The following is a 23613-nucleotide window of genomic DNA, read 5'->3' as shown; positions in this document are numbered from 1 at the left end:
GTCGAGGTCCGCGGACCCGACGGGTCACCCCCGTATATCGTGCGTTTCGAGGACGGACACGAGTCGCTGATCTACCCGGGACCCGATGCGACAGTGGAGCCGTCGGGCTCGAACTGAACGTCACAATTCGGTCACCGCACGCCCGCGGATCAGCGGCCGGCCAACCGTATAGCTACCTACGCGACCGTAGGCGCAGTGTTGACGATCACTGTGCCGCTGGGCACAATCGGCGCGTTGGTAATGCGGGGGTGCGGAGGTAAGACATGCGTACGAAGACCGATATCCGATTCGTTGTCGACACCGACCCCGCACAGGTCATGGACGCACTGGCAGCGGTGGAAATGCTTCCGGATTGGTCGGCGGCCTACACCGATGCCCGGGTCGCCACCCGCGATGAGGAAGGCAGGCCGCGCCGGGTTTTCGTCAAGGCGGAAATGCTCGGCAGCTCCGATCTCCAGGTCCTCGAATACGACTGGGACGCCAACCGCTCGGCCTGGGAGGTCGTCGACAGCACCCGAGGCGTGAAGGGTGGCGGCTTCTTCGAGCTGAGCGAGACCGACGAGGGCACCCACGTGTGGTACCACAACGAGCTGTACCTGCCCATTCCCGTTCCCGGCTTCCTGCTCAAGCGCTCCGTGCGCCGCGCGAACGAGGCGATGGTGGAGACCTTCATCGATTTCGCCGAACGATTTCCCGAAACAGAGACGTTTCAAACCGCTTGATGACTGAACCCGCTCGTCGGGCGGGCACGGCGGGCCCCGGCCTGCGACGATGTCATCCATGATCGGATCCACACGCGCTCGGCTACGGCCGATGGCCGAGGGCTCCTCGGTAACCCAGCTCGAACTGTTCTTCGACCTGGTCCTGGTCTTCGCGTTCACCATGGTCACCGACCTCGCCGCGGAGGAGACCACGGCGAGGAACCTGCTGCGCGCGGTGTTGTGCCTGGCCCTGATGTGGTGGCTGTGGATCGCGTACTCCTGGCTTGGCAATATCGTCCGCGCCGACGAGGGCATCGCCCGAATCGCCATCTTCGTGGCCATGGGCGGTGCGTTCATCGCCGCACTCACGATTCCCGAAGCCTTCGACGACCTGGAAGGCGGCTGGTTCGGGCCGCTGGTGTTCGCCATCGCCTATCTGGTTGTGCGGCTGGTGCATCTGGTGATGATGTGGCTGGCCGCCGAGGGCGATTCCACGTTGCGCGCACAGATCGTGCGCTGGGCACTGGGCTCCATCACCCTCGGCACCACGCTGCTGGTGGTCGCGGCGCTCACCGAGGGCCGGGTGCAGATCGCGCTGTGGATCGCAGCGATCGCCGGGGACTGGCTGTGGACCCGATTCGCCGGCACCGAATGGCGGCTCGCCTCGGCCAGCCACTACTCCGAGCGTTATGGGCTGATCATCATCGTGGCGCTGGGCGAATCGATCGTCTCGATCGGCATCGGCGTCTCGGGGCTGCCGATCTCCTGGCCGATCACCGTCGCCTCGATGCTGGGCCTGGCGATATCCGGACTGCTGTGGTGGGCCTATTTCGACGTCGCGGCACTGGCGGTGGAGCACGCGCTGGCCGGGGCCACCGGCGCCCGGCGGATCAAGATCGCCCAAATGTGCTACATGTACTGGCATTTCCCGATGATCGCCGGGATCATCGGGCTCTCGCTCGGCCTCAAGGAGGTGCTGTACTACGTCGGCGACGAATCCACCCACACCCTCAGCGACGCCCTCTACGGCATCCCGCTCGGCGCGATGTACGGCGGCGTCGCGCTCTATCTCGTCGGCCTCGTCGGGTTCAAGCAGTACGCGACGGGCAATCTGTCGGCCGCGCGGATCGTCACGGTGGCGGTGTTGCTCGCGCTGACCCCGGTGGCCGCCGCACTACCCGCCCTGGCTTCGCTGACGATGCTGTTCGCCGTGCTCGCGGCACTGATCAGCTGGGAGACCATCCGGCACGCCGGCGCCCGCGATCAGATCCGCCACGCCGCGCCCGAATAGGCCGGGCGGGCCGGTCAGCGCGGAAAGTGGTGGCGCACAGTGCGTTCCAAGGGCGTCGGACCGTACGCCGACGGCGGCACCTTCACCCCGTTGCTCAGCGCGTCCCGGATCTGGTCGATGTTCTCCCGCAGCAGATCCGAGACGAGCTCGTCGGTGCGCGGATCGTCGAGGAACTGGAACAGGATCCGGAAGACGGTATCGGCGACCAGCCGGATGATGTCGTCGTGGAACGGCAGGTAGCGGACCCGGCCCGCCTGCGGATCGTTCTTGATCAACTCCACGATCATCTCGTCGAGTTCCTTGCGGTTCTCCTCCAGCGCCGCGGCGATGTTCTGGGTGTAGTGACCCGCGCGCAGTGCTTGCGCCACCTCGTCGAGCACGGCCATGGTCACCGGCTTCTTGATCGTCTCGACAATGGTGCCGACCGAGCGATTGACCACCGCGGCGGTGACCCGGTCGCCGAACACCCGGTCGGCCACCCTGGCCAGCCGCACCAGGATCACCACGATCCGCAGCAGCCGGAACCCACGCAGCCAGGGGCTGGTCACCGGGATCATGCCGAGCACTTCGTACCAGTAGATGAACGGGAACGTCCACGGCCAGCCCGCGCGATGCCACCGCCAGAGGAACTCGACCGCGAAGATCGCGCAGATGGTGTAGTCGGCGATCACGATGGTGCGGTAGGTCTGATCGGAGACCTCGAAGAAGGTGATCCAGCCGACCAGCACCACCGAGGCGATGGCCAGCCCGAGCATCAGGAAATCGGTCCACAGCGTGGGCGGTTTGCGCGGGTACTCGCCGGGTTCCGGCACCTCGCCGGGTTCATAGCCGGTGGGCGACGCTACTGCCACGTGAGGATCCCTTCGATGCCGATCAATCCAGCCGACGGTAATACCGCACCGCGCCGCCCACGCAGATTTTGCGCTTCGTGACGGCGCGTCACCGTCCGGCGCGGATGATGGCCTCGATATTGCGTTCGGCCAGCGCCGTGATGGTCAGCGACGGATTGACCGTCGCGGTGCTGCCGGGGATGGCCGCGCCGTCCATGACGTAGAGCCCGGGATGCCCGTGCACCCGGCCATACCCGTCGGTGGCCCGGCCGAGTACCGCACCGCCCAGCGGATGCGCGGTGAACAGCGCGTTCGCGTCGTAGCCGAGGGCGCTGTATTCGACAAGAGCGCCGGCGCGTTCGGCGATCCCGCGGTCGACGGCGCGAGCGGCGGCCACCGTCTCGTCGCGGTTGCGCGTGGACCAGCTCAGCCCGACCGAATCCGTCCCGCGGTCGTATCCCATCCGGGTGCGGGTCGGGTCGAGCACCATGCCGAGGGAGGCCAGCGCGCCGGTTTCGAACGGGATGCCGGGGATGTACCAGTTCTCCAGGGTGAGCGGCACCGCGGAGTCGTCATAGACCCGGCTGGCGCTCGGCACGCCCTGGCCGAACCCGGCCACCGAGCTGGCACCGCGCGCCAGCACCACATCACCGTTGGTGCCCCAGCCGTCGCCGATGTGCTCGTTGAGGTTGGGCAGCGCGCCGGTGGCCTGGGCGCGGACCAGCAGTTCGGTGCTGCCGATGGAGCCTGCGCCGAGGAACAACTGATCGCAGGTCAGGGTGCGGGTGCGCAAGACATCGCCGGTCGGCGCCAATTTCGTCACGGTGACCGAATACCGTCCGCCGCTCTCCTGTGCGATGGAATCGACCCGGTGGCCGGGGAAGATTCCGCAGCGGCCGGTCTGTTCGGCGTAGCGCAGGTAGTTCTGGTTGAGATCGAATTTCGCGCCGTTGGAATTGCCGAGGTTGCTGCGCGCCACCGTCGCCGAAGGCCTGCTGCGCCCGGCCAGCTCATCGCGCAGGATGTTCCAGTTGAAGATCGAATCATTGGGCACCGGCTGATATCCGGCCTTGCGGACCTGATCGTCCCACGCACGCGAGTGGGTGAACGGCGCCGAGTGGTAGATGTCGGCGGGCATGGCGTCCAGCCGCAGCATCTGCCGCACGCGCGGGTAGTAGACGCGCTCGAGTTCGCCGTAATCGACGACGCCACCGAAGACGTGGTCGAACAGGCTGCGCTCGGGCGCGATCATCACGCCGCTGAACACGATCGAGCCGCCGCCCACTGCGGCCGCCCGCCACACGTCGATTCCCGGATATTCGGTGACATCGAGGACCCCGCCGAAACTGGCGAACCGCATGGGCACCTTGGTGACCCCGGTGAAGGAGGTGCGGTGCCAGAAACCGCGCCCGTCGGGCAGGTCGTCGCCGGTGAAGATCTCCCGCCACGGATCGTTGGGCCAGCGCGAGCCGCGCTCGAGGACCGTGGTGGCGACGCCGGCCTGCGCCAAACGCAAGGCCGTGGCCGAAGCGCCGAAGCCGGAACCGACGACGATCGCGGGTGAATGGTCGGCCGGATCGGGTAGCGGCGCGAAGATCTCCGGTACCCATTCACGGAACAGTGCATCCCAGATCGGATCGGCATCGGCCGTGACCGCACCGGCCGTCGATCCGAGGACCCCCAGCAATGTCGCCGCACCCACCGCCTCGAGGAAGGCACGCCTATCCACTTCTGCCACCTCCAAATTCACGCGCGCGGCCGGGGGAAGATTACCGGCAATCGCCAATGTTGAACAGCCGCTGTTCACCCGGCCGCACGCGTGATGGAACGATCTTCCTTATAGAGAGATCTGCAGAACAGGCCCTGCCATTACCGATCGGTCATGAAGTGAGCAGCCGGACCACCGCCACGGTGCCGACGACGACGATCACCGCGCGCAGCACCGTGGGTGAGAGCTTGCGTCCGACCCTGGCACCGAGCTGCCCGCCGATGATGGAACCCGCCGCGATCAGCGCGACCGCTTCCCAGGCGATATCGGCCACGACGATGAAGATGGCCGCCGACACCGCGTTCACCAACAGCGCGAGCGTGTTCTTCACCGCGTTCAGCCGTTGCAGGTCGTCGTGCACGAACACCCCGAGCAGACCGATCAGCAGCACGCCCTGGGCCGCGCCGAAATAGCCGCCGTAGATGCCGGTGGCATAGATCGAGCCGAACAGCACCGGTCCGCCGTGCTCGGGGGTGTTGTCGGCATCGCGGCGGCTCTTCACCCAGGCCGCCAGCCGCGGCTGCACCACCACCAGCACAAGGGCCGCGATGATCAGCACCGGCACGATGGCCTTGAACGCCTGTTCCGGCATCGTCAGCAGGGCCACCGCGCCGGTGATCGCGCCCAGCAGCGACGCCACACCCAAGCGCAGCAGCCGGGCTCCTTGTCCGGACAGCTCACGCCGATACCCGATCACCCCGCTCACCGAACCGGGCACCAGCCCGACGGTGTTCGACACGTTCGCCGTCACCGGCGGATAGCCGAACGCCAGCAGCACCGGAAAGGTGATGAGGGTGCCGGAGCCGACGATGGTGTTGATTCCGCCCGCGGCCACACCGGCCCCGAAGACGGCCAGCATTTCGAGCCAAGTCATCCAAGATCCTCACGTCCCGTCGGACCGCGGTGGCCCGTACAAGCGCATACGGTCGCCGACGCTATCGGTACCGCCCTTCCGCCGCCGAATCCGGGCACGGTAAACTGGCCCGCATCATGCAGCGGGCACTTCTTCTCGGCCGCCGCGACGGGGTCTGATCGGACCGGCCTCCCGTCGCGGGGTTCTGCCGCGCCGGTCGACCCGCCTTTTCGGGACACCACCCACACCCACGGAGAATCGCATGTCACCCGCTGACGCCTTCGTATCCGGCACGCGCACCATCACCGCGCCCACCAAGCCCGCGCCCGCCGATCAGCCGGCCTGGAACAAGCAGAAGAACTCCTCCATGCCGACCTTCCGGTACCGGCCCTTCGCCGAGGAGGTCGAGCCGATCACGCTGCCCGACCGCACCTGGCCGGACAAGGTCATCGATCGCGCGCCCGCCTGGTGTGCGGTCGACCTGCGCGACGGCAACCAGGCCCTGATCGATCCGATGAGCCCGGCCCGCAAACGCCGCATGTTCGACCTGCTGGTGCGGATGGGGTACAAGGAGATCGAGGTCGGTTTCCCGTCGGCCAGCCAGACCGATTTCGACTTCGTCCGCGAGATCATCACCGACGGCGCCATCCCGGACGACGTCACCATCCAGGTGCTGACGCAGTGCCGTCCGGAACTGATCGAGCGCACCTTCGAAGCCTGCTCGGGCGCGCCGAACGTCATCGTGCACTTCTACAACTCCACCTCCATCCTGCAGCGCCGAGTGGTGTTCCGCGCCGACCGCGAGGCCGTGAAGAAGATCGCCACCGACGCGGCGAAGCTGTGCCTGGCGACCGAGAAGAAGCACCCCGACACCAACTGGCGCTACGAATACAGCCCGGAGTCCTACACCGGCACCGAGCTGGAATACGCCAAGGAGGTCTGCGACGCGGTCTCCGAGATCATCGCCCCAACCCCCGACAAGCCGCTGATCATCAACCTGCCCGCGACCGTCGAGATGGCCACGCCGAACGTCTACGCCGATTCCATCGAGTGGATGCACCGCAACCTGGCCCGCCGCGAGGCGATCGTGCTGTCGCTGCATCCGCACAACGACCGCGGCACCGCCGTGGCGGCCGCCGAACTGGGCTACCAGGCCGGCGCCGACCGCATCGAGGGCTGCCTGTTCGGCAACGGTGAGCGCACCGGCAACGTCTGCCTGGTCACCCTCGGCATGAACCTGTTCTCCCGTGGCATCGACCCGCAGATCAACTTCTCCGATATCGACGAGATCCGCCGCACGGTCGAATACTGCAACCAGCTGCCCGTGCACGAGCGTCACCCCTACGGCGGCGACCTGGTCTACACCGCGTTCTCCGGCTCCCACCAGGACGCCATCAACAAGGGCCTGGACGCGATGAAGGCGACCGCGGACGCGGCAGGCGCCGACGTCGACGACATCACCTGGGAGGTGCCGTACCTGCCGATCGACCCCAAGGACGTGGGCCGCACCTACGAGGCCGTCATCCGGGTCAACTCGCAGTCCGGCAAGGGCGGTGTCGCCTACATCATGAAGACCGATCACGGGCTGGCGCTGCCGCGGCGCCTCCAGATCGAGTTCTCCCAGGCGATCCAGCAGATCACCGACGGCGAGGGCGGCGAGGTGACGCCCAAGGAGATGTGGGACGTCTTCGCCACCGAATACCTCGAGCCGGTGCGGCCGCTGGAGCGGATCAAGCAGAAGGTCACCGCCGCGGAGACCGACGGCGGCACCGACACCATCACCGCGACGGTGAAGGTCGACGGTGTCGAGCAGGAGATCACCGGCACCGGCAACGGCCCGCTGGCGGCGTTCGTCGACGCGATCGCGACCGTCGGCTTCGATGTGCAGGTGCTGGACTACTCCGAGCACGCGATGTCCGCCGGTGACGACGCACAGGCGGCGGCCTACGTCGAATGCGCGATCGGCGACAAGACCGTCTGGGGTGTCGGCATCGCCACCTCCATCACCACCGCCTCGCTGCGCGCGGTGGTTTCCGCGGTCAACCGGGCGAACTGAGCAACAATCGGCGTGGTCCGGACGGCTCTGCGCCGGTCCGGACCACGCCGGTGTCGTCTCGGACCTGGTAAGCCACGGCATGCACGGGCCCGAACTCACCTGCTAGCGTTGACCCGCAACTGCGCCACCGAGCTCTCTGCTCGACATCCCGAGCAGATGGGGGAACTGTGACAGACAACGACAACCCGACTTCTCCGCCCTGGCTGCAGAGTCATCCGGCGGACGCCGGAATCACCACCGATTCCGACCCGACGCAGCAGCCGCAGCACGATACCGGTGAAGCCGAGCCGTCCGCGGCTGCCGAATCGAGCTCCGCGGGCGAGGCACCCGAGGCCGATTCTGGCAACGGCTCCGGTCCCGCGGACGCGACGTCGGTGTATTCGGTCGACGAATCATCGTCCGGCGCTGATCAGTTCGCCACTGCCGGCGCTTCGGCATCAGCGCAGTTCGAGCAGGCGCCCGGGCAGTTCGATACGCACAGCAGTGGCGAGTTCGCGCAACCCGGGCAGTTCTCTTCGCACACCAGCGGACAATTCGCGCAGCCCGGTCAGTTCCCCGAACAGCCCGCACCGCACACCAGCGGGCAGTTTGCCCAGCCCGGCCAGTTCCCCGCGCCGGCTCCCGGGCCTTTCCAGGAGCAGGGATCCTTCGCTCCCCCCGGTCAATTCCCTGAACAGGGCTCCTTCGCACCTCCCGGCCAGTTCCCCGAACAGGGGACTTTCGCTCCCCCCGGCCAGTTCCCCGAACAGGGCTCCTTCGCTCCCCCCGGCCAGTTCCCCGAACAGAGTTCCTTCGCACCTCCCGGCCAGTTCCCCGAGCAGGGGACTTTCGCGGCTCCCGGCCAGTTCGCGCCGCCCGGGCCGTTCGATTCGTCAGGGCAGGGTCAGTTCTCGCAGACGGGCCCCGGTCCCTACCCCGAGCAGCCGAATCAGGGCGGATTCGAGCCGCCGGCGCCCGGACAGTTCGACCAGCCGAATCAAGGCCAGTTCGCGCCGGACAGCAGCGGGCAGTTCGAGCAGCAGCCCGGCCCTGGCCAATTCGAGCAGCAGGGCGGCCCCGGCCAGTTCTCGCAGCCGCCGGGCCAGCAGTTCGACGCGGGCCAGAGTCAGTTCGCCGGGGGCGGTTTCGCGCCGCAGGGCGAGCAGTTCCAGGCGCCGCCGGCGGCGCCCGAGCAGAGCAACCATCATCCGATGCCCGAGAGCGGCGACCCGCACGGCGGCGCCATCAACAGCTGGGCCCCGCCGCCGGTGCCGCCGCAGCCGACCTACCAGCCACCCATGCAGCAGTCCGCGCCGACCGGCATGAGCGGACCAGCGACCGGCCAGTACCAGACACCGGACTGGCAGGGCGGCCCGCCGCAGGCCCAGCAGCCGGGGCAGCAGCAGCCGTTCGTGCCGCAGCACATGCCGCAGCCCGGTCAACCCGGACACTCGGTCAACGACCTGAACCTGCTCAAGCGGGCGCGCAAGGCGCCGCGCAGCGGTTGGCGCCGGGCCGTGCACAAGGCCTCCCGTGGCCTCATCAACCCCGGTGAATCGGCGGCCGATGTGGTGCACGCCGACCTGGTCGAACGCGTCAACCAGCCGGTGCGCGGCGACTATCGGATCGCGATCCTGTCGCTGAAGGGCGGTGTCGGTAAGACCACAACGACCGTCGGCATCGGCTCCACCTTCGCCTCGCTGCGCGGTGACCGCGTCATCGCCATCGACGCCAACCCCGACCTCGGCACCCTCGCGCATCGGGTGCCGCGGCAAACCCGGTCGACGGTCCGCAACCTGCTCGAAGACCAGCACATCACCCGGTACTCCGATGTCCGCGCGCACACCTCACAGGCACCGAGCCGACTGGAAGTGCTGGCCAGTGAACAGGATCCAGCGGTCTCGGAAGCCTTCAGCGAGGCCGATTACCGCAAGGCCATCGGCATCCTGCAGTCGTTCTACAACATCATCCTGACCGACTGCGGTACCGGCCTGATGCATTCGGCCATGGCCGGTGTGCTCGATATGGCCAGCTCACTGGTCCTGGTCACCTCGCCGGCGATCGACGGCGCCCGCAGCGCATCGGCCACCCTCGACTGGCTCGACCACCATGGCTACAGCAAGTTGGTGGAGCGAACGGTCGTGGTGGTCAACGCCTCTCGACGCGGCGCCTCCTCGGTCGATATCGACCAGCTGCGCAAGCTGTTCCTCGACCGCACCCGCGCGGTGCAGGTGGTGCCGTTCGACGACCACCTCGCCGAGGGCGCGGAAATCGATCTGGAGTTGGTGAGCAAGCCGACCAGGCGGGCACTGCTGGAATTGGCGGCGATGGTGGCCGACGACTTCGGGTACGCGGCGAGTCAGCAGCCGTACGGGCGCTAATAGTCGGGCGCCGGGGTCGCGGAAAGGCTCAGCCCGGGATGGCGGCGGCGGCCGCGATGAAGGCGTCGAGCACGGTGGCTATGGCCGGGCGGGCGTCCGCGCGGGGACGGGTAGCGAGTTCGTACAGGCGCGGCACGTACCCCGGATAGTCGCAGGACCGACAGATCCGGGTGCGTGACGGCGTGGCGCGGCATCAGCGCCACACCGTAACCGGTCGCCACCAACACCTCGATCATGCGGAACTCGTTGAGGCGCTGCGTTATTCGAGGCTCGACGCCGGTGACCGTGGCGATCGAGCGCAGTACATCGTCGACCGGGAAGCCGCCGCGCACACTCAGCCAGCTCTCGTCTGCCAGCTCGGCCGGGGTCACCGACTCCTGGCCGGCCAGCCGATGCGTCGGTGCGACGACCACATCGATCGGTTCGCGCATCAGCACACGCGCGGCGATGCGCGGACCGGCCAGCGGCGCGGCGCGTTCGTCGCGGTGGGTGAGCACGATGTCGTAATCGGCGAGCAGGCGATGGGTTTCCGAGGGCGGCACATCCTCATCACGCGCGACGACCTCCACCCCGCTGTCGGCGAGGGCCGGCAGCACCCGCGGCAGCAGCAACGCACCACCGGACGGGAACACCGCCACCCGCACCCGCCCGCGCGGTGAGCCGCGGTAGTGCGCCATCTCGGCGACGGCGCGATCCATCGCGGCGAGCACTTCATCGGCACGCACCACCAGCGCGTGACCGGCGTCGGTGAGCCGCACCCGACGCCCGTCCGGTTCGAGCAGCGCCACACCCGCTTCCCTGGCGAGCACCTTCAGCTGCTGCGATACCGCCGATGGCGTCATGGACAGCGCGGCCGCCGTCGCCGCGACCGTGCCCCGGTCGGCGAATTCCCGCAACACCCGCAGGCGCTCCAGCGACATCGGCGAACCCACGGAATCCATTAAGCAATGCTACACAGATAGTGCAGATCAATTCGATTGTTCTGAGCATTCGCCGCGTCCATCCTGGAATGCGTGACCACCCGCGACCGCCTGCTCGGACTGACCGTCGTCCTGCTGTGGGGGCTGAACTTCCTCGCCATCCGCATCGGACTCGACCATCTGCCGCCGTTCTTCTTCGCTTCGCTGCGCTTCGCCGTCATCGCGGTCCCGGTCCTGCTGTTCATCCCGCGCCCGGATGTGCGCTGGCGGTGGATCCTGTTGTACGGCCTCGGTTTCGGCATGTTGCAGTTCGCGTTCCTGTTCACCGCCATGCGCGTGGGCATGCCGACCGGGCTGGCGTCGCTGGTGCTGCAATCGTCGGCACCGTTCACGGTCGCGCTCGGCGCACTGCTGCTGGCCGAACGCATCCGTCCGATCCAGGTCGCCGGCCTGGTGACGGCGGTCGCGGGCATGGCGATCATCGGCTGGGACCGCTTCGCGCACGCCAGCCTGATCCCGGTGCTGCTCACGCTGGCCGGCGGTTTCGGCTGGGCATTGGGCAATATCGGCGCCCGCCGCGCCGGCCAGGAATCACCGGACGTCAACCCGCTGCACCTCACCCTGTGGATCGCCGTCGTCCCCGTCCTGCCCCTGTTCGCCCTGTCGGCCGCGCTAGAAGGCCCGACCACCGGCTTCCACGACCTGGCCGCAACCTTCTCCCCCACCGGCTGGCCCGCCCTCGCAGCCCTCGCCTACATCGCCCTGCTCGCGACCGTCGTCGGCTCCGGCCTGTGGACCTACCTCATGAGCCGCTACCCGGCGGGCGCCGTCGCCCCCTTCTCGCTGCTGGTTCCGGTGGTGGGCATCGCAGCCAGCTGGGCCTTCCTCGAAGAAACACCCACAGCGGCAAGCCTCATCGGTGGTGTGGTCGTCATCGCGGGGGCCTTCGCGGCAACCGCCGCGCCGCGAAAGCGGATCGATTCGGCGAGCAGCGAACCCTCCGCCGATCCCACCGTCTCGCCCTCGACCACGCCTAGCCGGTCCGAATCTCACGTCATGTGCTGACCCGCCCGTTGCTTGCGCCCGCTGGGCAAACCGAACGCAGTGGACTAACCTCTTAGCTAAGGAGGTTCTCATGTCGGGCAGTGCGGCTGAGCAGTTCAATATTCACGATGCGAAGACGAACTTGTCGCGGATCATCGAGCGCGTCGAGCACGGCGAAGAGATCATCATCAGTCGCGCCGGGCACCCGGTGGCGAAGGTTGTCCCACTGAAGCGGCGCGTCGATCGCCGAGGCCGCGGTTCCCTTCGGGGCGCCCTCCGGCTCGCGCCCGACTGGGATTCGGAGGAAACGAACGCCGAGATCGCCCGCGACTTCGGGATGACGACATGAGTCTGCTGCTCGACACTCACGTCGCGCTGTGGTGGCTCGACGGTGATCCCCGGCTCTCCGACGACCTCAACGACATACTGGATCACGAACCCGAGGTGTATCTCAGCGCGGCGACGATCTGGGAAGTCGCGATCAAGCAGGCGGTGGGGAAGCTTGATGGACCGCCGGACCTCCCCGAACTACTGCGCGACAGTGGCTTCCTCGAACTGCCGATCGGTCACCGCCATGGCACCGTCGCGGGCAGACTCCCGCTGATCCATCGGGATCCATTCGACCGAATGCTCGTCGCGCAGGCCCAATGTGAGCGACTTCGGCTGGTCACCGCCGACCCGTGGTGTCAGAAGTACGACGTGGACATCCTGCCGGTGTGATTCAGGCGTGTAGGCGTACGCGGTTCATCTACTTCGCCGGCGGGTTCTGGAGGTCGTCGGCGCGGAAGCGGCAGCCGGTCAAACCGGTAATAAGCGCGGCTTTGCGCGATCCGATGCTGATCTCGTTGCCGTGGTCGGGGGAGTGCAGTGTGACGTCGTGGTGTCCGGGTTCGTCGGCGCGCACAGTGAGTGCGGTGATGCCGTGTTGTGCGGCGAGGTCACGGGTGATTCGGAGGACCTCAGGCCATTCCGTATCGGTAATCGGGATCGGCGAGTAAAGACTATCGGTTGCCATCGACACGCCGTCGGTCTTCGAGTAGGGGCCCGGACACCCCAGTGTGTTCTGGCCTCGATCGACTTTTATCTCCCAGTTGAGTGCGGGTGCCGCGGTTTCAGCGATCCTCTGGATGAGGCCGAAGAGCTGCGACTCGGTGGCATGAACTGATGGCAATCGCCGCATCATTTCTTCGGCGTGTGCGATTTCTTCGGGGGTAGGTGGATGGTCGGGATCATCAAGCCGGCTGCCGCATCCGCTGAGTGCGACGACCGTCAGGAGGATCGGAATCAATGTCCGGGCGATACTGACAGCGGTCATCTCAACGCACCACCAAATGTGGTAAGCCCGCAACGATTACCGCCATGTTGTATCCGGCCGTGCGCAGCTCACCGTTTCCACTCGGCCTCGGATACTCACTGTGGCCGTTGGAGTCTTCGCGCTGGACACCATCGGGTGTGGTCGCTTCGAGTACCGAGAGTTGCTCGAGCTGGGTGGTTACCGGATCTGGACCGAAGACGCCGTAGTCGTCAGCCCAGGAGATGGGGTCATCCGGTGCTCGCATGACGAATCCATGCCCCTGACCGAGATTTAGGTCGCTCTCGTCGTCGGCATTGATACCTGGCGAGCCATAGAAGACCGCATCATCGACGGGGTTATCCGGGCCGAGTTCCTGGAGTGCGAGTGCTGTCGTATACGAGCCGTAGGAATGGCCCAGGGCTGTGATATGCGGGTTTGGCTTGTTCGAAGCTGCATCCAACCCGTCGAAGAAGCTTGCCAGCTTCGGTGCCCCTGCTTCCGCGCGACCTGTACCGGCCGCATCTAGCCCGAGGTCTGGAGGGGGCTCGTACCCTAGCCAAGCAATGGTTGCCACTCGATCGTCTGGTTGTCCGTTGGATGCCAACTGCTTGTGAGCTTCGCGCTGGACTGCCACTGCCTCATTGGCCATACCATCGAGCGAGGGCACGGTGGTGGAAACCCCTGGCACAGTGACCGAGACATGATCTGCATTGTCGGGGTCCCCGATCGCAATCGCGGCCATGCCTTTGTCTCCTGATCGCATATCCAGCAACAACAGTCGTGCACCCGTGTCGGGGTTGTTCGGATCCAACGGATGCTTGTCCAGCGTGCGTTCGAGCGAATCCAGATCTGTCAGCTTCGCTTCGACCTGGGCGAGTTCGGCCTTCTTGTCCGCGTTCGGTATCGGCGCGTTCGGATTCTTGGGCGGTCCCGGGTCGTCCTTCAGCTCGTCTTTCAACCGGTCCCGTTCCGCCGTCAACCGTGTCCGCTCGTCGTCGATGCGGTTGACGTTGGCCTCGTGGCGCGCCATGGAGGGGATTCCGTCGCGGTTGCCGATCCACTCGGGGTGCTGGTCGATGATTTCGCGGCGTTGGCGGTCGTCGAGGGCGTCCCAGTAGGCGTTGTTCTCACGCGGGGAGGCGTTTTCGGGTGGGGCGGGGGCGGTGAGGCCGCCTTGGGCGGCACCGGCGGCGGATGCCGCGACGACATCGGTGGCGCCGTTGTCGGTGATCTCACCGTTGGCGGCCTTGTTCAGGACGACGGCGGCGTCGGCGACGATGTCGTCGGCTTGGCGCATGACGGCGCGAGCGGCGTCGATCAATTCGAGGCGCAGCGCTTCCACCGAGGCCGGGTCGGGGGCGTCGGGCTTGTCGGCGATGGTGACGTGGCCGTGGTCCCAGACTTCGAGGCCGGCTTCGGTGGCGCGCCGGTCGATGGTGGCGAGGGTCTGCTTCAAGTGCTTAACGGCCTCGCGGGTTTGGGTTGTCAAGTTTCGGACCGCGCCGAGTGCGGCCGCTTCGTCGGTGAGTTGATCGGAGGTGTCGGCGAACCGGCGGCGAGCGGCGTCGGCGGCGTCACCTTCCCAACCGGGGAGTTTCGCGATGTCGGCCAGCTGCTTGTTGACGTCTTCGATTGTGCTGATCCGGCGTGACAGCGATGTCTCGAGCATCTCGAGTGCCAGTTCGTTCCACCAGCGGATATCGGGCAGAATCATGAATTCGGCGTCCCCCCGGACTCTGTGCGCTATCAGTGTCGATGGGTATTGTATCGGGGACAGGCGATTTCAATAGGCCAAGGGGGAAAGATGGCTGATCAGATTTCTGCCGATCCTGAAGTGTTGCGTGCCGCGGCGGGGCGCCTCGACGTGTTGTTCACCGATTCCGGCACGGCGTTGCGTGAGACCGATCAAGCCATTGCCGACAGTCACGAGGCGTGGAAGGGGGAGGCCGTGCCCGCCTTCTCCCGGTTCATCGCTTACCTCGACGACCGCCGCACGCTGCTGTCGAAGAACCTCGGCGAGATGGCGGAGTCGCTGAAGACAACGGCGGACAGCCTCGCCGCCCAGGACCAGGCGACCGCGGATGTGCTGGTCGGGCAGGCGCCGCAGCAGCCGACGAGTCTGAATCTCCAGCCTGACACATAGCGATCACATCGCCCGCTCGGGCGGTACACCGCAACTTTGGCCAACCCGGACATCCGCCCCATCGACGTGCGCTTAAAGTGGTCGGCAATCAGTGAGGTCCCTAAGGCTAGGCAGCAGAGCGGCGCATGGCGAAACAACAGTGGACCGTATCGCGGAGGGCGGTGCTTCGCGGGGCGGTCGCGGCGGGGGTCGGTCTGGCATCGGCGGGGGCGCTCGGGGCGGGGTCGGCGGCCGCTCGACCGGGTACGCGGGTCGCGGTGTTCGGCGGTGGGGTCGCGGGGCTGACGGCGGCGCACGAGCTGGCCGAACGCGGCTTCCAGGTCACCGTCTACGAACGCCGGGCACTGGGCGGTAAGGCTCGCAGCATGGGGGTTCCGGGCTCGGGGACCGGTGGCCGCCCGGATCTGCCCGGCGAGCACGGCTTCCGCTTCTTCCCCGGCTTCTACCACCATGTTCCCGACACCATGCGGCGAATACCGTTCGGCGCCAACCCGAATGGTGTGTGGAACAACCTGGTCACCGCGTCCGAAGCGCGGTTCGCGCGCCGCGGCGGTGACGACTTCCGGCTCCCGCTCGGCGCCGCGCATCTGGCGACGGCGACCCCGCAGGGTTTCCGGGAAACGATGGGCGCCGCCATCGCGACCGCGCTGAAGATGCCGCCGGCCGAGGGCGCGTTCTTCGCCAACCGGCTGCTGGTCTTCTTCAGCAGTTGCGACGCCCGCCGCTTCGGCCAGTGGGAGCACATGTCATGGCACGATTTCGTGCACGGGCACAAGCGATCCCACGAATTCCGCGCCCTGCTCTCGCGCACCCTCACCAGCCTGCTGGTGGCGGCCAAAGAGGACAAGGCCAGTGCCCGCACCATCGGCAATATGGGCGAGCAGTTCCTCGGCAATCCGCTGAAGATCGGCAACGACGGCGATCTGGACCGGGTGCTGAACGGGCCGACCAACGACGCGTGGATCGACCCGTGGGTGGCGTTATTGCGCGGGCTCGGCGTGCGTTTCGAACTGGGCGCGGAGGTGCGCGGGCTCGACGTGCGCGACCGGCGGATCAGCGGGGCACGCATCGTCGACGGCACCGGATCCGCGCGCACCGTCGAGGCCGACCACTACGTGGTGGCGCTGCCCGCCGAACGCGCCCGCACGCTCTGGTCGCCGGATATCCGCGCGATCCGCCCCGAACTGGCCGCCATGGACAGCCTCTCCACCGACTGGATGAACGGCATCCAGTTCTATTTGCGCACCGCACCCGACATCGTCTCCGGGCACGCGGCCTTCATCGATTCGCCGTGGGCCCTCACCTCGATCAGCCAGAACGAGCTCTGGACCCGCAAGCTCCCCGAATTCGGTGACGGCACCGTGGCCGACTGCCTGTCGGTGGACATCTCCAACTGGAACACCCCCGGCATCCTGTACGGCAAGCCGGCCAAGGAATGCACCCACGAGGAGATCGCCCGCGAGACCTGGGCGCAGATCACCGCTCATCTCAACGACCGGGGTCCGGTGCTGCGTGACGCCGATCTGCACTCCTGGTTCCTCGATCCCGGCATCACCTGGCGGCCTGAGCAGCGCCGCAACGTCAATGCCGACCCGCTGCTCATCAATACCGCGGGCTCCTGGGATGCGCGCCCGAATCCCCATGGCGCGCTGGAAAACCTGTTCCTCGCCGGTGATTACGTACGCACCGATATCGACTTGGCCACCATGGAGGGCGCGAGCGAGTCTGCTCGCGGGGCTGTCAATGCATTGCTCGACGTGACCGAATCGAATGCCCCGCGCTGCCGCACCTTCACGCTGTACCGTTCGCCGGAACTGGAGCCGTTGCGCCAGGTCGACGCCGACCGTTACGCCAGGGGCGAGCCGAACCTGTTCGATCTCGATATCTGACGGTGAGATATCCGACTCGATGAACCCGGACAAAATGGGTTCGTCGCGCACCACCGCGAATGTTTGAATCGTTGCCATGAGCGACAACGCCCCTGAGATCACCGATCCCGCCGAACTCAGGGAGCTGCTCGGCGCGGTCATGCCCCGCGCGGTCAGCAAGGAGCGTGTCGCCCTGCATCCGCGCGACCGGGAGTGGATCGCGCTCACCCCGTTCTTGGTGATGTGCACCAGCGACGCCGACGGCAACTGCGACGCCTCACCGAAGGGCGATCCGGCCGGGTTCGTCAAGGTGCTCGACGACACCACCATCGCCATCCCGGAACGTCCGGGCAACCGGCGCGCCGACGGCTACCTCAATATCCTGGCCAACCCGCACGTCGGGCTGATCTTCCTGATCCCGGGCCGGCGCGAGACGCTGCGCATCAACGGCCGGGCGCGGTTGGTCCGCGACGCGCCGTACTTCGAGGACATGGTGGTGCGCGGGCACCGGCCGATCCTCGCGGTCGAGGTCGACATCGAGCAGATCTTCTTCCACTGCGCGAAGGCGTTCATGCGCAGCCACCTCTGGGAGCCGCAGCACTGGCCCGTCGACACCCTGCCCAGCCCGGCACGGCTGGTCAAAGAAGTGCAGACCAATGTCACCGAAAGTGTCGAAGACCTGGAGGCCTACTATTCGGCGGCCAACTACGAGCGCAAGCTCTATAACGACTCCCCGACCTGACCCGGCCCGCCGCGCGCGGCGAACATAGACTCGCGGCGTGGCAGACATATCGGTGCGCGGGCGGATCGCGCTGCGGGCGGCGGCTGCGGCGTCGTGGGCCTCGCAGAAGGCCGGTCGCGGCAAGGGGTCGATGATCGGCGGGCTGATCGCCCTGAAAATCGATCCGACGATCATGGATCAACTGGGTCGCGGACGGCGAACGGTGCTGGTCACCGGCACCAACGGCAAATCGACCACCACCCGGATGACGACGGCGGCGCTGAGCACCCTCGGCGATGTCGCCACCCAGGCCGACGGCGCCAATATGGACGCCGGCATCGTGGCCGCGCTCAGCGTGAACCGGACCGCCGGCCTGGCCGCGATCGAGGTCGACGAGCTGCACCTGCCGCACGTCACCGATTCGCTGAATCCGGCCGCGGTGGTACTGCTGAACCTCAGCCGCGACCAGCTCGACCGGGTCGGCGAGATCAATATGATCGAGCGCAAACTGCGCGCGGGCCTGGCCCGCCACCCCGACACCGTCGTGATCGCCAACTGCGACGACGTGCTGATCACCTCCATCGCCTACGACCACCCGAACGTGGTGTGGGTGGCCGCGGGCAGCGGCTGGGCGATGGACGCCACCAGTTGCCCGCGCAGCGGCGAGCCGATCGTCTGGGAGGGCGAGCACTGGCGCAGCACCGGCGCCGATTTCCAGCGCCCGCAACCGGATTGGTGGCTGGACGGGGAAAAGCTACGCGGCCCCGACGAATTCACCGCCGAGCTGCGGCTGGCGCTGCCCGGCCGGGCCAATCGCGGTAATGCCGCGCAGGCGGTGGCCGCCGCGGTCGCGCTCGGCGCGGATCCGGCGCAGGCGACCGCGGCGGCCGGTACGGTGCGCGAGATCGCGGGCCGCTACCGGACCGTGCAGGTCGGTGAGCATTCGGCGCGGCTGCTGCTGGCCAAGAATCCGGCCGGTTGGCAGGAAGCGCTGTCGATGATCGATCACGATGCCGCCGGGCTGGTGATCGCCGTCAACGGGCAGGTGCCCGACGGTGAGGATCTGTCCTGGCTGTGGGACGTGCGGTTCGAACACTTCGAAGGCGTGCAGGTGGTGGCCGCCGGTGAGCGCGCCACCGATTTGGCGGTCCGGCTCACCTACGCCGGTGTCGAGCACACCACGATCGCGGACCCGTTGCGCGCCATCGCCTCCTGCCCCGCGGGCCGGGTCGAAGTGCTGGCCAACTACACCGCGTTCCGCGACCTGAACCGCGATCTCGACGCCCGCTGAAAGGCAACCCGATGAGTGAATCGACCGTGCGGATCGGGCTGGTCCTGCCCGATGTGATGGGCACCTACGGCGACGGCGGCAACGCGCTGGTGCTGCGCCAGCGGCTGCGGATGCGCGGCCACGACGCCGAGATCGTGGAGATCACGCTGTCCGATCCGGTGCCCGACTCGCTGGACATCTACACCCTCGGCGGCGCGGAGGATTCGGCGCAGCGGCTGGCCACGCGCCACCTCCAGCGCTACCCCGGTTTGCAGCAGGCCGCCGCGAAAGGCGCACCGGTGCTGGCGATCTGCGCGGCGATCCAGGTGCTCGGCCAGTGGTACGAGACGTCATCCGGTGAGCGGGTCGAGGGCGTCGCCCTGCTCGACGCCACCACCTCGCCCCAGGACACCCGCGCCATCGGCGAAGTGACCACCACCCCGCTCATCCCGGGCCTGTCCGCGCCGCTCACCGGTTTCGAAAACCACCGCGGCGGAACCTCCCTCGGCCCCGGCGCCACCGGACTCGCCCGGGTGACCCGCGGTGTCGGCAACGGCGTCGGCGACGGCCTCGAGGGCGTCGTCCAGGGCTCGGTCATCGGCACCTACATGCACGGCCCGGCCCTCGCCCGAAACCCGGAACTCGCCGACCTCATCCTCGCCCGCGCACTTGGCGTCGATTCCCTGGAACCGCTGGATCTGCCCGAGGTGGACCAGCTGCGGCGCGAACGACTGCGCGCCTGACTGCGGACGGCAGGACGAGGGCGTGTGCCTGATCACGACACGCGCCGGGGTAACGTCCCACTGCCCGGCACACCCCGGTGCTATGCACGAGGTACGGACTCAGACGGTTGGAGGCGATATGCGCGCGACGAACTGTCCGTCCTGTGCGGCGGCGCTCGATCACTGCCATGGCACCTTGGTGCTGCATGCGGGGCGTATTGCGGAATGCACCGACGCCGACTGCTTCGATTTCGACCATGCCAGACACACCTTCATCGTCGAATGCACGGATCTCGCGGGTGGGTGTGGCTGCGGTTCTCCTTTGCCGGCGCTCACCCGTACGCTGGCCGGGTGAGCTACGACCACATTCTGTTGCCCTCCGGCGCGGCCGCGACTCCGGCCGAGGTCGATGCGTACCTGACCGCCCAGCAGGGGCAACCGGAAAGTGAGATCGTCGCGGCCATCGCGGCCGAGGTGAATCGGCGCAATGAGGAGCTGCCCGAGGAGGACACCTTTCTCAACTCGGCGCCGGTCGGCGGTGCCGACACCGGAACGGTGCTGCAGATCTCGAGCCCGTACGACGCCATCGGATTCGTGCGTGAGCTGCTGTTCCGGCTCGCGACGCCGCAGAACTACGCTGTCTACGATCCGCAGCTCACCTGGCTGATTGATCCGGCGGGACATGTGCCGGTGGAGGTGTCGCACGGTGGGGCGGGCGAGTTCCCGTATCTGACTAAGCCACTGACCGATCGCTGGGTGGCCGAGCTGGCCGCGCCGAACCCGTACCTGGTGGTGTCACGGGGCGAGCAGGACTACATCCAGACCTATTACCAGGAGCCGGAATACATCCTGGAGTACCGCGACGGGTCGCCGAAGAAGCACTTCACCACCACCCTGGACGATGCGTCCAGGGTGTCGGAGCTGATCTGGGCCTGGGCCACCGGCGACCGCGCCGCGCTCGACGACGTCACCTGGAGCAAGCTGAAACTCTGAGAACCGGGCCGAACCCGGCGGTCTACAGCGCGCGCCGCCCCGACAGTGCCCGGCCGAGCGTCAGCTCATCGGCGAACTCCAGATCGCCGCCCATCGGCAGGCCGGAGGCCAGCCGGGTGACGCTGAGCCCGGGAAAATCGCGCAGCATCCGCACCAGGTAGGTGGCGGTGGCTTCGCCCTCGGTATTGGGGTCGGTCGCGATGATCACCTCGGTGACGTCGACGCCGTCTTCCTGATTGCCGATGCGGGCCAGCAGTTCCCGGATCCGCAGCTGGTCGGGGCCGACCCCGCTGAGCGGGTCGAGCGCGCCGCCGAGTACGTGGTAGCGGCCGCGGAATTCGCGGGTGCGCTCGATGGCCTGGACGTCCTTGGGTTCTTCGACGACGCAGATCATGGTTCGGTCGCGGCGCGGGTCGGCGCAGATGCGGCACAGCTCGCCGTCGGCGACGGTGCCGCACATGGCGCAGAAGCGCACGCCGTCACGCACCTTCTGCAGCACCGCTTGCAGCCGGTCGATTTCCGGCGGCTCCACCTGCAACAGATGGAAGGCGATGCGTTGCGCGCTCTTGGGACCGACGCCTGGCAGTTTGCCCAGCTCGTCGATCAGATCCTGGACCGGGCCCTCGTACACCTGCGCTGACTCCGGTCGGTCACATGCCGGGCAGGCCGGGCAGCCCGCCCGCGCCGCCGGCCAGCGGGCCGAGCTTCTCCGAGGCCAGCTGCTGGGCGTTGGCCATGGCGTCGTTGATCGCGCCGATGACCAGATCCTGCAGGGTTTCGACGTCGTCCGGGTCGACGGCCTTGGGATCGATGGTCAGCGACTGCACCTCACCCGTGGCCTTGATGGTGACCTTGACCAGGCCATTGCCGGCTTGGCCCTCGACTTCGGCGGCGGCGATCTCGGCCTGCGCCGCGACCATCATCTCCTGCATCTGCTGGGCTTGGGCGAGTATCTGCTGCATATCGAACTGACCACCGGGCTGCACGCCTGTTACCTCTTCTCCAGCCGATCTGCGGAACCTGTCATCGCCAGCCTAGTGGACTCGCCACGTCGCGGCGGCCGCACGCCCGGCGCCGCCGCAGCGATCGCGCGGGCGGCCGAGCCATGACCGGCGGGACGGAGTACCGGCTGGGTTCGCGGACGCAGGGAGGCGCACTGACCTGCCTCGAATCCCCGACGAGAGGCGCGCGGGCGGGCATAGGATCAGCGATAGGCCCGCTTCCACCCCGGTGGGCCCGCCGAGAGACCGCGTGGATACGCGATCACGCAGCGTTCCTCGACGCCGACCCCCGGGGGGGGATAACCCACACCGAGGAGGCTCGGATGGCCCGCGACAACCCGACGAACCCGATCCGGCGCGCTCGGACCACACGCAGACCGGTCACCGTCCTGTGTGCGGCCGCGGCCGCGGTGCTGATGATTTCCGCTCCCGCCGCGAGCGCCGACCCGGCACCGGTGGCCACCGACTACGGCGGCGGCTGTGTCATCGACCCGGCCAACCGCGCGGCCACCGTGGACTCCCTGCGCTTCCGGTGCAGTCCGGAACAGCAGGACGCCATTTTCAAGGCCGCACCGCGCGGAGCAGTACCCAGCGGCGTCAAGAACGGCTGGGTCACGCGTCCGCCGGTGATGCAGGCGCTGGCGCCGGCGCTGTGGATCGGTAAGACCTTCTACACCGGCCCGGACGGCGGGTGGCTGATGAATCGAGTCACCGGAGCGGGCATCGAAGCCTGGCGCGCCGACATCTACACCGCACCCGCCCTGGTCGACGGTGCGCCTACCTGGGCGCTGAATTACGCCCCCTCGCCGACACCGCAGGTCTATGACGAGATCCGGGAGGTCAGCCCCGGTGTCTGGTTCGGCTACTCCTGGTGGCGCGGCGCCGTCCAGACCACCTTGCTGCTCGCGTTCGTGCTGGCTTGACCCTCCGGTAGCCGGAGGGTATTTGCTCAGGTCATGACAGCGATCGTCCCGATCGGCGAGTTCGCCAGGCTGAGCCACCTGAGCGTGAAAGCCCTGCACCACTACCACGACATCGAGCTGCTGGTGCCCGCCCAGGTCGACGCGGGCACCGGCTATCGGCGGTACTCGACCGAGCAGGTCGCCGACGCACAGCTCATCCGCCGGCTGCGCGAGCTGGACATGCCGCTGCCGGAGATCCGCGCGGTGCTCGCGGCCGAGGATGTGGCCGATCGCGACGCGGCGCTGCGCGCGCATCTGCTGCGCATGGAGAGGCAGCTGCGGCGCACCCAGGAAGTGGTCGCGTCGCTGCGCGGGCTGCTCACCGCCGCGCCGCCGCTGCGGGTGGAATATCGCCGGGTTCCGGCGTTCACCGCGCTCACCCGTACCGCGGTCGTCGCGCGGGAACAGATCGACCGGTGGTGCGCCGAGACGTTCCCGATGCTGGACGAGGCGCTCGCCTCGGCCGGGCTCGGGGCCGCCGGGGTGGCCGGAGCCGGCTACGCGCCCGAGTTCTTCACCGCCGAGGCCGGCGAGGTGGTCGGATTCGTCCCCGTCACCGCGGACACGACCGGCGATTTCCCGGACGGGCTCACCCTGACGACGCTGCCTGCCCGCGATTTCGCCGTCGCCGTCCACGACGGCCCCTACAGCGAGATCGACCGCGTCTACGGCGCGCTCGGCACCCACGTCGCCGAACACGACATCGCGGTGGCCGAACCGATCCGCGAGCTCTACCTGATCGGACCGGACCGCTGCCCCGATCCGGCCGGTTACCGCACCGAACTGTGCTGGCCGATCGCCGCGTGAGCCGCACCG

The 23613-nt window shown here is 67.7% G+C and carries 25 protein-coding genes and 2 pseudogenes; 17 read left to right on the top strand and 10 right to left on the bottom strand.

All coding sequences use genetic code 11. The features are described 5' to 3' along the window. From RJ05_RS29735 to RJ05_RS01495, 3 genes are all read left to right on the top strand, one after another. Window positions 1-117: DUF1918 domain-containing protein (locus RJ05_RS29735; protein WP_156090788.1), on the top strand; the 117-nt coding region annotated here is incomplete at its 5' end. A 146-nt stretch (window positions 118-263) separates the two neighbouring features. Further along, window positions 264-722, top strand: coding sequence for an SRPBCC family protein (locus RJ05_RS01500; protein ID WP_036532125.1), 459 nt, complete (start codon window positions 264-266; stop codon window positions 720-722). A 58-nt stretch (window positions 723-780) separates the two neighbouring features. Then, the gene (locus RJ05_RS01495; protein WP_036532122.1) at window positions 781-1992 is read left to right on the top strand and encodes a low temperature requirement protein A; all 1212 of its coding nucleotides are present in this window, start codon (window positions 781-783) and stop codon (window positions 1990-1992) included. Between the two features lie 14 nt (window positions 1993-2006). Here the strand turns inward: RJ05_RS01495 and RJ05_RS01490 are convergent, their stop codons facing one another. The 3 genes from RJ05_RS01490 to RJ05_RS01480 form a co-directional block, all read right to left on the bottom strand. Then, the gene (locus RJ05_RS01490) at window positions 2007-2843 is read right to left on the bottom strand and encodes an ion transporter (protein WP_051016079.1); all 837 of its coding nucleotides are present in this window, start codon (window positions 2841-2843) and stop codon (window positions 2007-2009) included. Window positions 2844-2931: 88 nt separating this feature from the next. Continuing rightward, window positions 2932-4551 carry a GMC oxidoreductase gene (locus RJ05_RS01485; RefSeq protein ID WP_036532151.1) on the bottom strand — a complete coding sequence of 540 codons (1620 nt, stop codon included), beginning with the start codon at window positions 4549-4551 and terminating at the stop codon, window positions 2932-2934. Window positions 4552-4702: 151 nt separating this feature from the next. Next, window positions 4703-5464, bottom strand: coding sequence for a sulfite exporter TauE/SafE family protein (locus RJ05_RS01480; RefSeq protein ID WP_036532120.1), 762 nt, complete (start codon window positions 5462-5464; stop codon window positions 4703-4705). Window positions 5465-5705: 241 nt separating this feature from the next. Here RJ05_RS01480 and leuA point away from each other — a divergent pair, with 241 nt between their 5' ends. Continuing rightward, window positions 5706-7499 (top strand): 2-isopropylmalate synthase, encoded by a 1794-nt coding sequence (gene leuA, locus RJ05_RS01475; protein WP_036532117.1) that lies wholly within the window; start codon window positions 5706-5708, stop codon window positions 7497-7499. Between the two features lie 437 nt (window positions 7500-7936). Here leuA and RJ05_RS31250 read toward each other — a convergent pair whose 3' ends face one another. Beyond that, window positions 7937-8164, bottom strand: coding sequence for a hypothetical protein (locus RJ05_RS31250; RefSeq protein ID WP_138445828.1), 228 nt, complete (start codon window positions 8162-8164; stop codon window positions 7937-7939). A gap of 207 nt (window positions 8165-8371) precedes the next feature. Continuing rightward, on the bottom strand, window positions 8372-8683 hold the full coding sequence (locus tag RJ05_RS31245; protein WP_162140619.1) for a hypothetical protein: 312 nt from the start codon (window positions 8681-8683) through the stop codon (window positions 8372-8374). A gap of 39 nt (window positions 8684-8722) precedes the next feature. Between RJ05_RS31245 and RJ05_RS29160 the strand changes: the two are divergent. Further along, window positions 8723-9859: pseudogene (locus tag RJ05_RS29160) on the top strand (MinD/ParA family ATP-binding protein); the annotation flags it as partial. A 28-nt stretch (window positions 9860-9887) separates the two neighbouring features. On the opposite strand, the pseudogene RJ05_RS01465 reads toward RJ05_RS29160, so the two are convergent. Then, window positions 9888-10779: pseudogene (locus RJ05_RS01465) on the bottom strand (LysR family transcriptional regulator). 93 nt (window positions 10780-10872) lie between these two features. Here RJ05_RS01465 and RJ05_RS01460 point away from each other — a divergent pair. The 3 genes from RJ05_RS01460 (at window position 10873) to RJ05_RS01450 (ending at window position 12543) form a co-directional block, all read left to right on the top strand. Continuing rightward, window positions 10873-11844, top strand: coding sequence for an EamA family transporter (locus tag RJ05_RS01460; RefSeq protein WP_036532114.1), 972 nt, complete (start codon window positions 10873-10875; stop codon window positions 11842-11844). A 70-nt stretch (window positions 11845-11914) separates the two neighbouring features. Next, the gene (locus RJ05_RS01455; protein WP_036532112.1) at window positions 11915-12172 is read left to right on the top strand and encodes a type II toxin-antitoxin system Phd/YefM family antitoxin; all 258 of its coding nucleotides are present in this window, start codon (window positions 11915-11917) and stop codon (window positions 12170-12172) included. After that, window positions 12169-12543 carry a type II toxin-antitoxin system VapC family toxin gene (locus tag RJ05_RS01450; RefSeq protein ID WP_036532109.1) on the top strand — a complete coding sequence of 125 codons (375 nt, stop codon included), beginning with the start codon at window positions 12169-12171 and terminating at the stop codon, window positions 12541-12543. Before RJ05_RS01455 ends, RJ05_RS01450 begins: the two co-directional genes overlap by 4 nt. A gap of 28 nt (window positions 12544-12571) precedes the next feature. On the opposite strand, the gene RJ05_RS01445 is transcribed toward RJ05_RS01450, so the two are convergent. Continuing rightward, window positions 12572-13138: an LppA family lipoprotein gene (locus RJ05_RS01445; RefSeq protein WP_051016077.1), complete on the bottom strand. Its 567-nt coding sequence runs from the start codon at window positions 13136-13138 to the stop codon at window positions 12572-12574. Between the two features lies 1 nt (window position 13139). After that, window positions 13140-14831: an alpha/beta hydrolase gene (locus RJ05_RS01440; protein WP_036532107.1), complete on the bottom strand. Its 1692-nt coding sequence runs from the start codon at window positions 14829-14831 to the stop codon at window positions 13140-13142. A 90-nt stretch (window positions 14832-14921) separates the two neighbouring features. Between RJ05_RS01440 and RJ05_RS01435 the strand changes: the two genes are divergently transcribed. From RJ05_RS01435 to RJ05_RS01410, 7 genes are all read left to right on the top strand, one after another. After that, window positions 14922-15260, top strand: a complete 339-nt coding sequence (locus RJ05_RS01435; RefSeq protein WP_036532104.1) for a WXG100 family type VII secretion target — start codon at window positions 14922-14924, stop codon at window positions 15258-15260. 125 nt (window positions 15261-15385) lie between these two features. Beyond that, window positions 15386-17149 (top strand): hydroxysqualene dehydroxylase, encoded by a 1764-nt coding sequence (locus tag RJ05_RS01430; protein ID WP_373365045.1) that lies wholly within the window; start codon window positions 15386-15388, stop codon window positions 17147-17149. 76 nt (window positions 17150-17225) lie between these two features. Next, complete coding sequence (locus tag RJ05_RS01425; RefSeq protein ID WP_036532099.1) at window positions 17226-17870, top strand: pyridoxamine 5'-phosphate oxidase family protein; 645 nt, start codon at window positions 17226-17228, stop codon at window positions 17868-17870. 37 nt (window positions 17871-17907) lie between these two features. Then, on the top strand, window positions 17908-19140 hold the full coding sequence (locus RJ05_RS01420) for a MurT ligase domain-containing protein (RefSeq protein WP_036532095.1): 1233 nt from the start codon (window positions 17908-17910) through the stop codon (window positions 19138-19140). Between the two features lie 11 nt (window positions 19141-19151). Further along, a complete protein-coding gene (locus tag RJ05_RS01415) occupies window positions 19152-19862 on the top strand; it encodes a type 1 glutamine amidotransferase (RefSeq protein ID WP_036532091.1) in 711 nt (236 codons plus the stop codon). 118 nt (window positions 19863-19980) lie between these two features. Then, window positions 19981-20196 carry a hypothetical protein gene (locus tag RJ05_RS29730; RefSeq protein ID WP_081597113.1) on the top strand — a complete coding sequence of 72 codons (216 nt, stop codon included), beginning with the start codon at window positions 19981-19983 and terminating at the stop codon, window positions 20194-20196. Then, on the top strand, window positions 20193-20834 hold the full coding sequence (locus RJ05_RS01410) for a hypothetical protein (protein ID WP_036532147.1): 642 nt from the start codon (window positions 20193-20195) through the stop codon (window positions 20832-20834). Before RJ05_RS29730 ends, RJ05_RS01410 begins: the two co-directional genes overlap by 4 nt. 22 nt (window positions 20835-20856) lie before the next feature. Here RJ05_RS01410 and recR read toward each other — a convergent pair whose 3' ends face one another. Both recR and RJ05_RS01400 read right to left on the bottom strand, forming a co-directional pair. Further along, window positions 20857-21465 carry a recombination mediator RecR gene (gene recR / locus RJ05_RS01405; RefSeq protein ID WP_014348574.1) on the bottom strand — a complete coding sequence of 203 codons (609 nt, stop codon included), beginning with the start codon at window positions 21463-21465 and terminating at the stop codon, window positions 20857-20859. A 19-nt stretch (window positions 21466-21484) separates the two neighbouring features. After that, a complete protein-coding gene (locus tag RJ05_RS01400; protein WP_036532087.1) occupies window positions 21485-21820 on the bottom strand; it encodes a YbaB/EbfC family nucleoid-associated protein in 336 nt (111 codons plus the stop codon). A gap of 338 nt (window positions 21821-22158) precedes the next feature. On the opposite strand from RJ05_RS01400, the gene RJ05_RS01395 reads away from it, so the two are divergent. Continuing rightward, window positions 22159-22758: a hypothetical protein gene (locus RJ05_RS01395; protein ID WP_036532084.1), complete on the top strand. Its 600-nt coding sequence runs from the start codon at window positions 22159-22161 to the stop codon at window positions 22756-22758. Between the two features lie 33 nt (window positions 22759-22791). Beyond that, window positions 22792-23604: a MerR family transcriptional regulator gene (locus RJ05_RS01390; RefSeq protein ID WP_036532081.1), complete on the top strand. Its 813-nt coding sequence runs from the start codon at window positions 22792-22794 to the stop codon at window positions 23602-23604. The last annotated feature ends 9 nt before the right edge of the window (window positions 23605-23613 follow it).

Origin of the sequence: Nocardia cyriacigeorgica NBRC 100375, assembly GCF_000308555.1 — a bacterium.
In the GTDB taxonomy this organism is placed as follows: domain Bacteria; phylum Actinomycetota; class Actinomycetes; order Mycobacteriales; family Mycobacteriaceae; genus Nocardia; species Nocardia cyriacigeorgica.
This window is presented reverse-complemented; position numbering and strand designations above follow the sequence as displayed.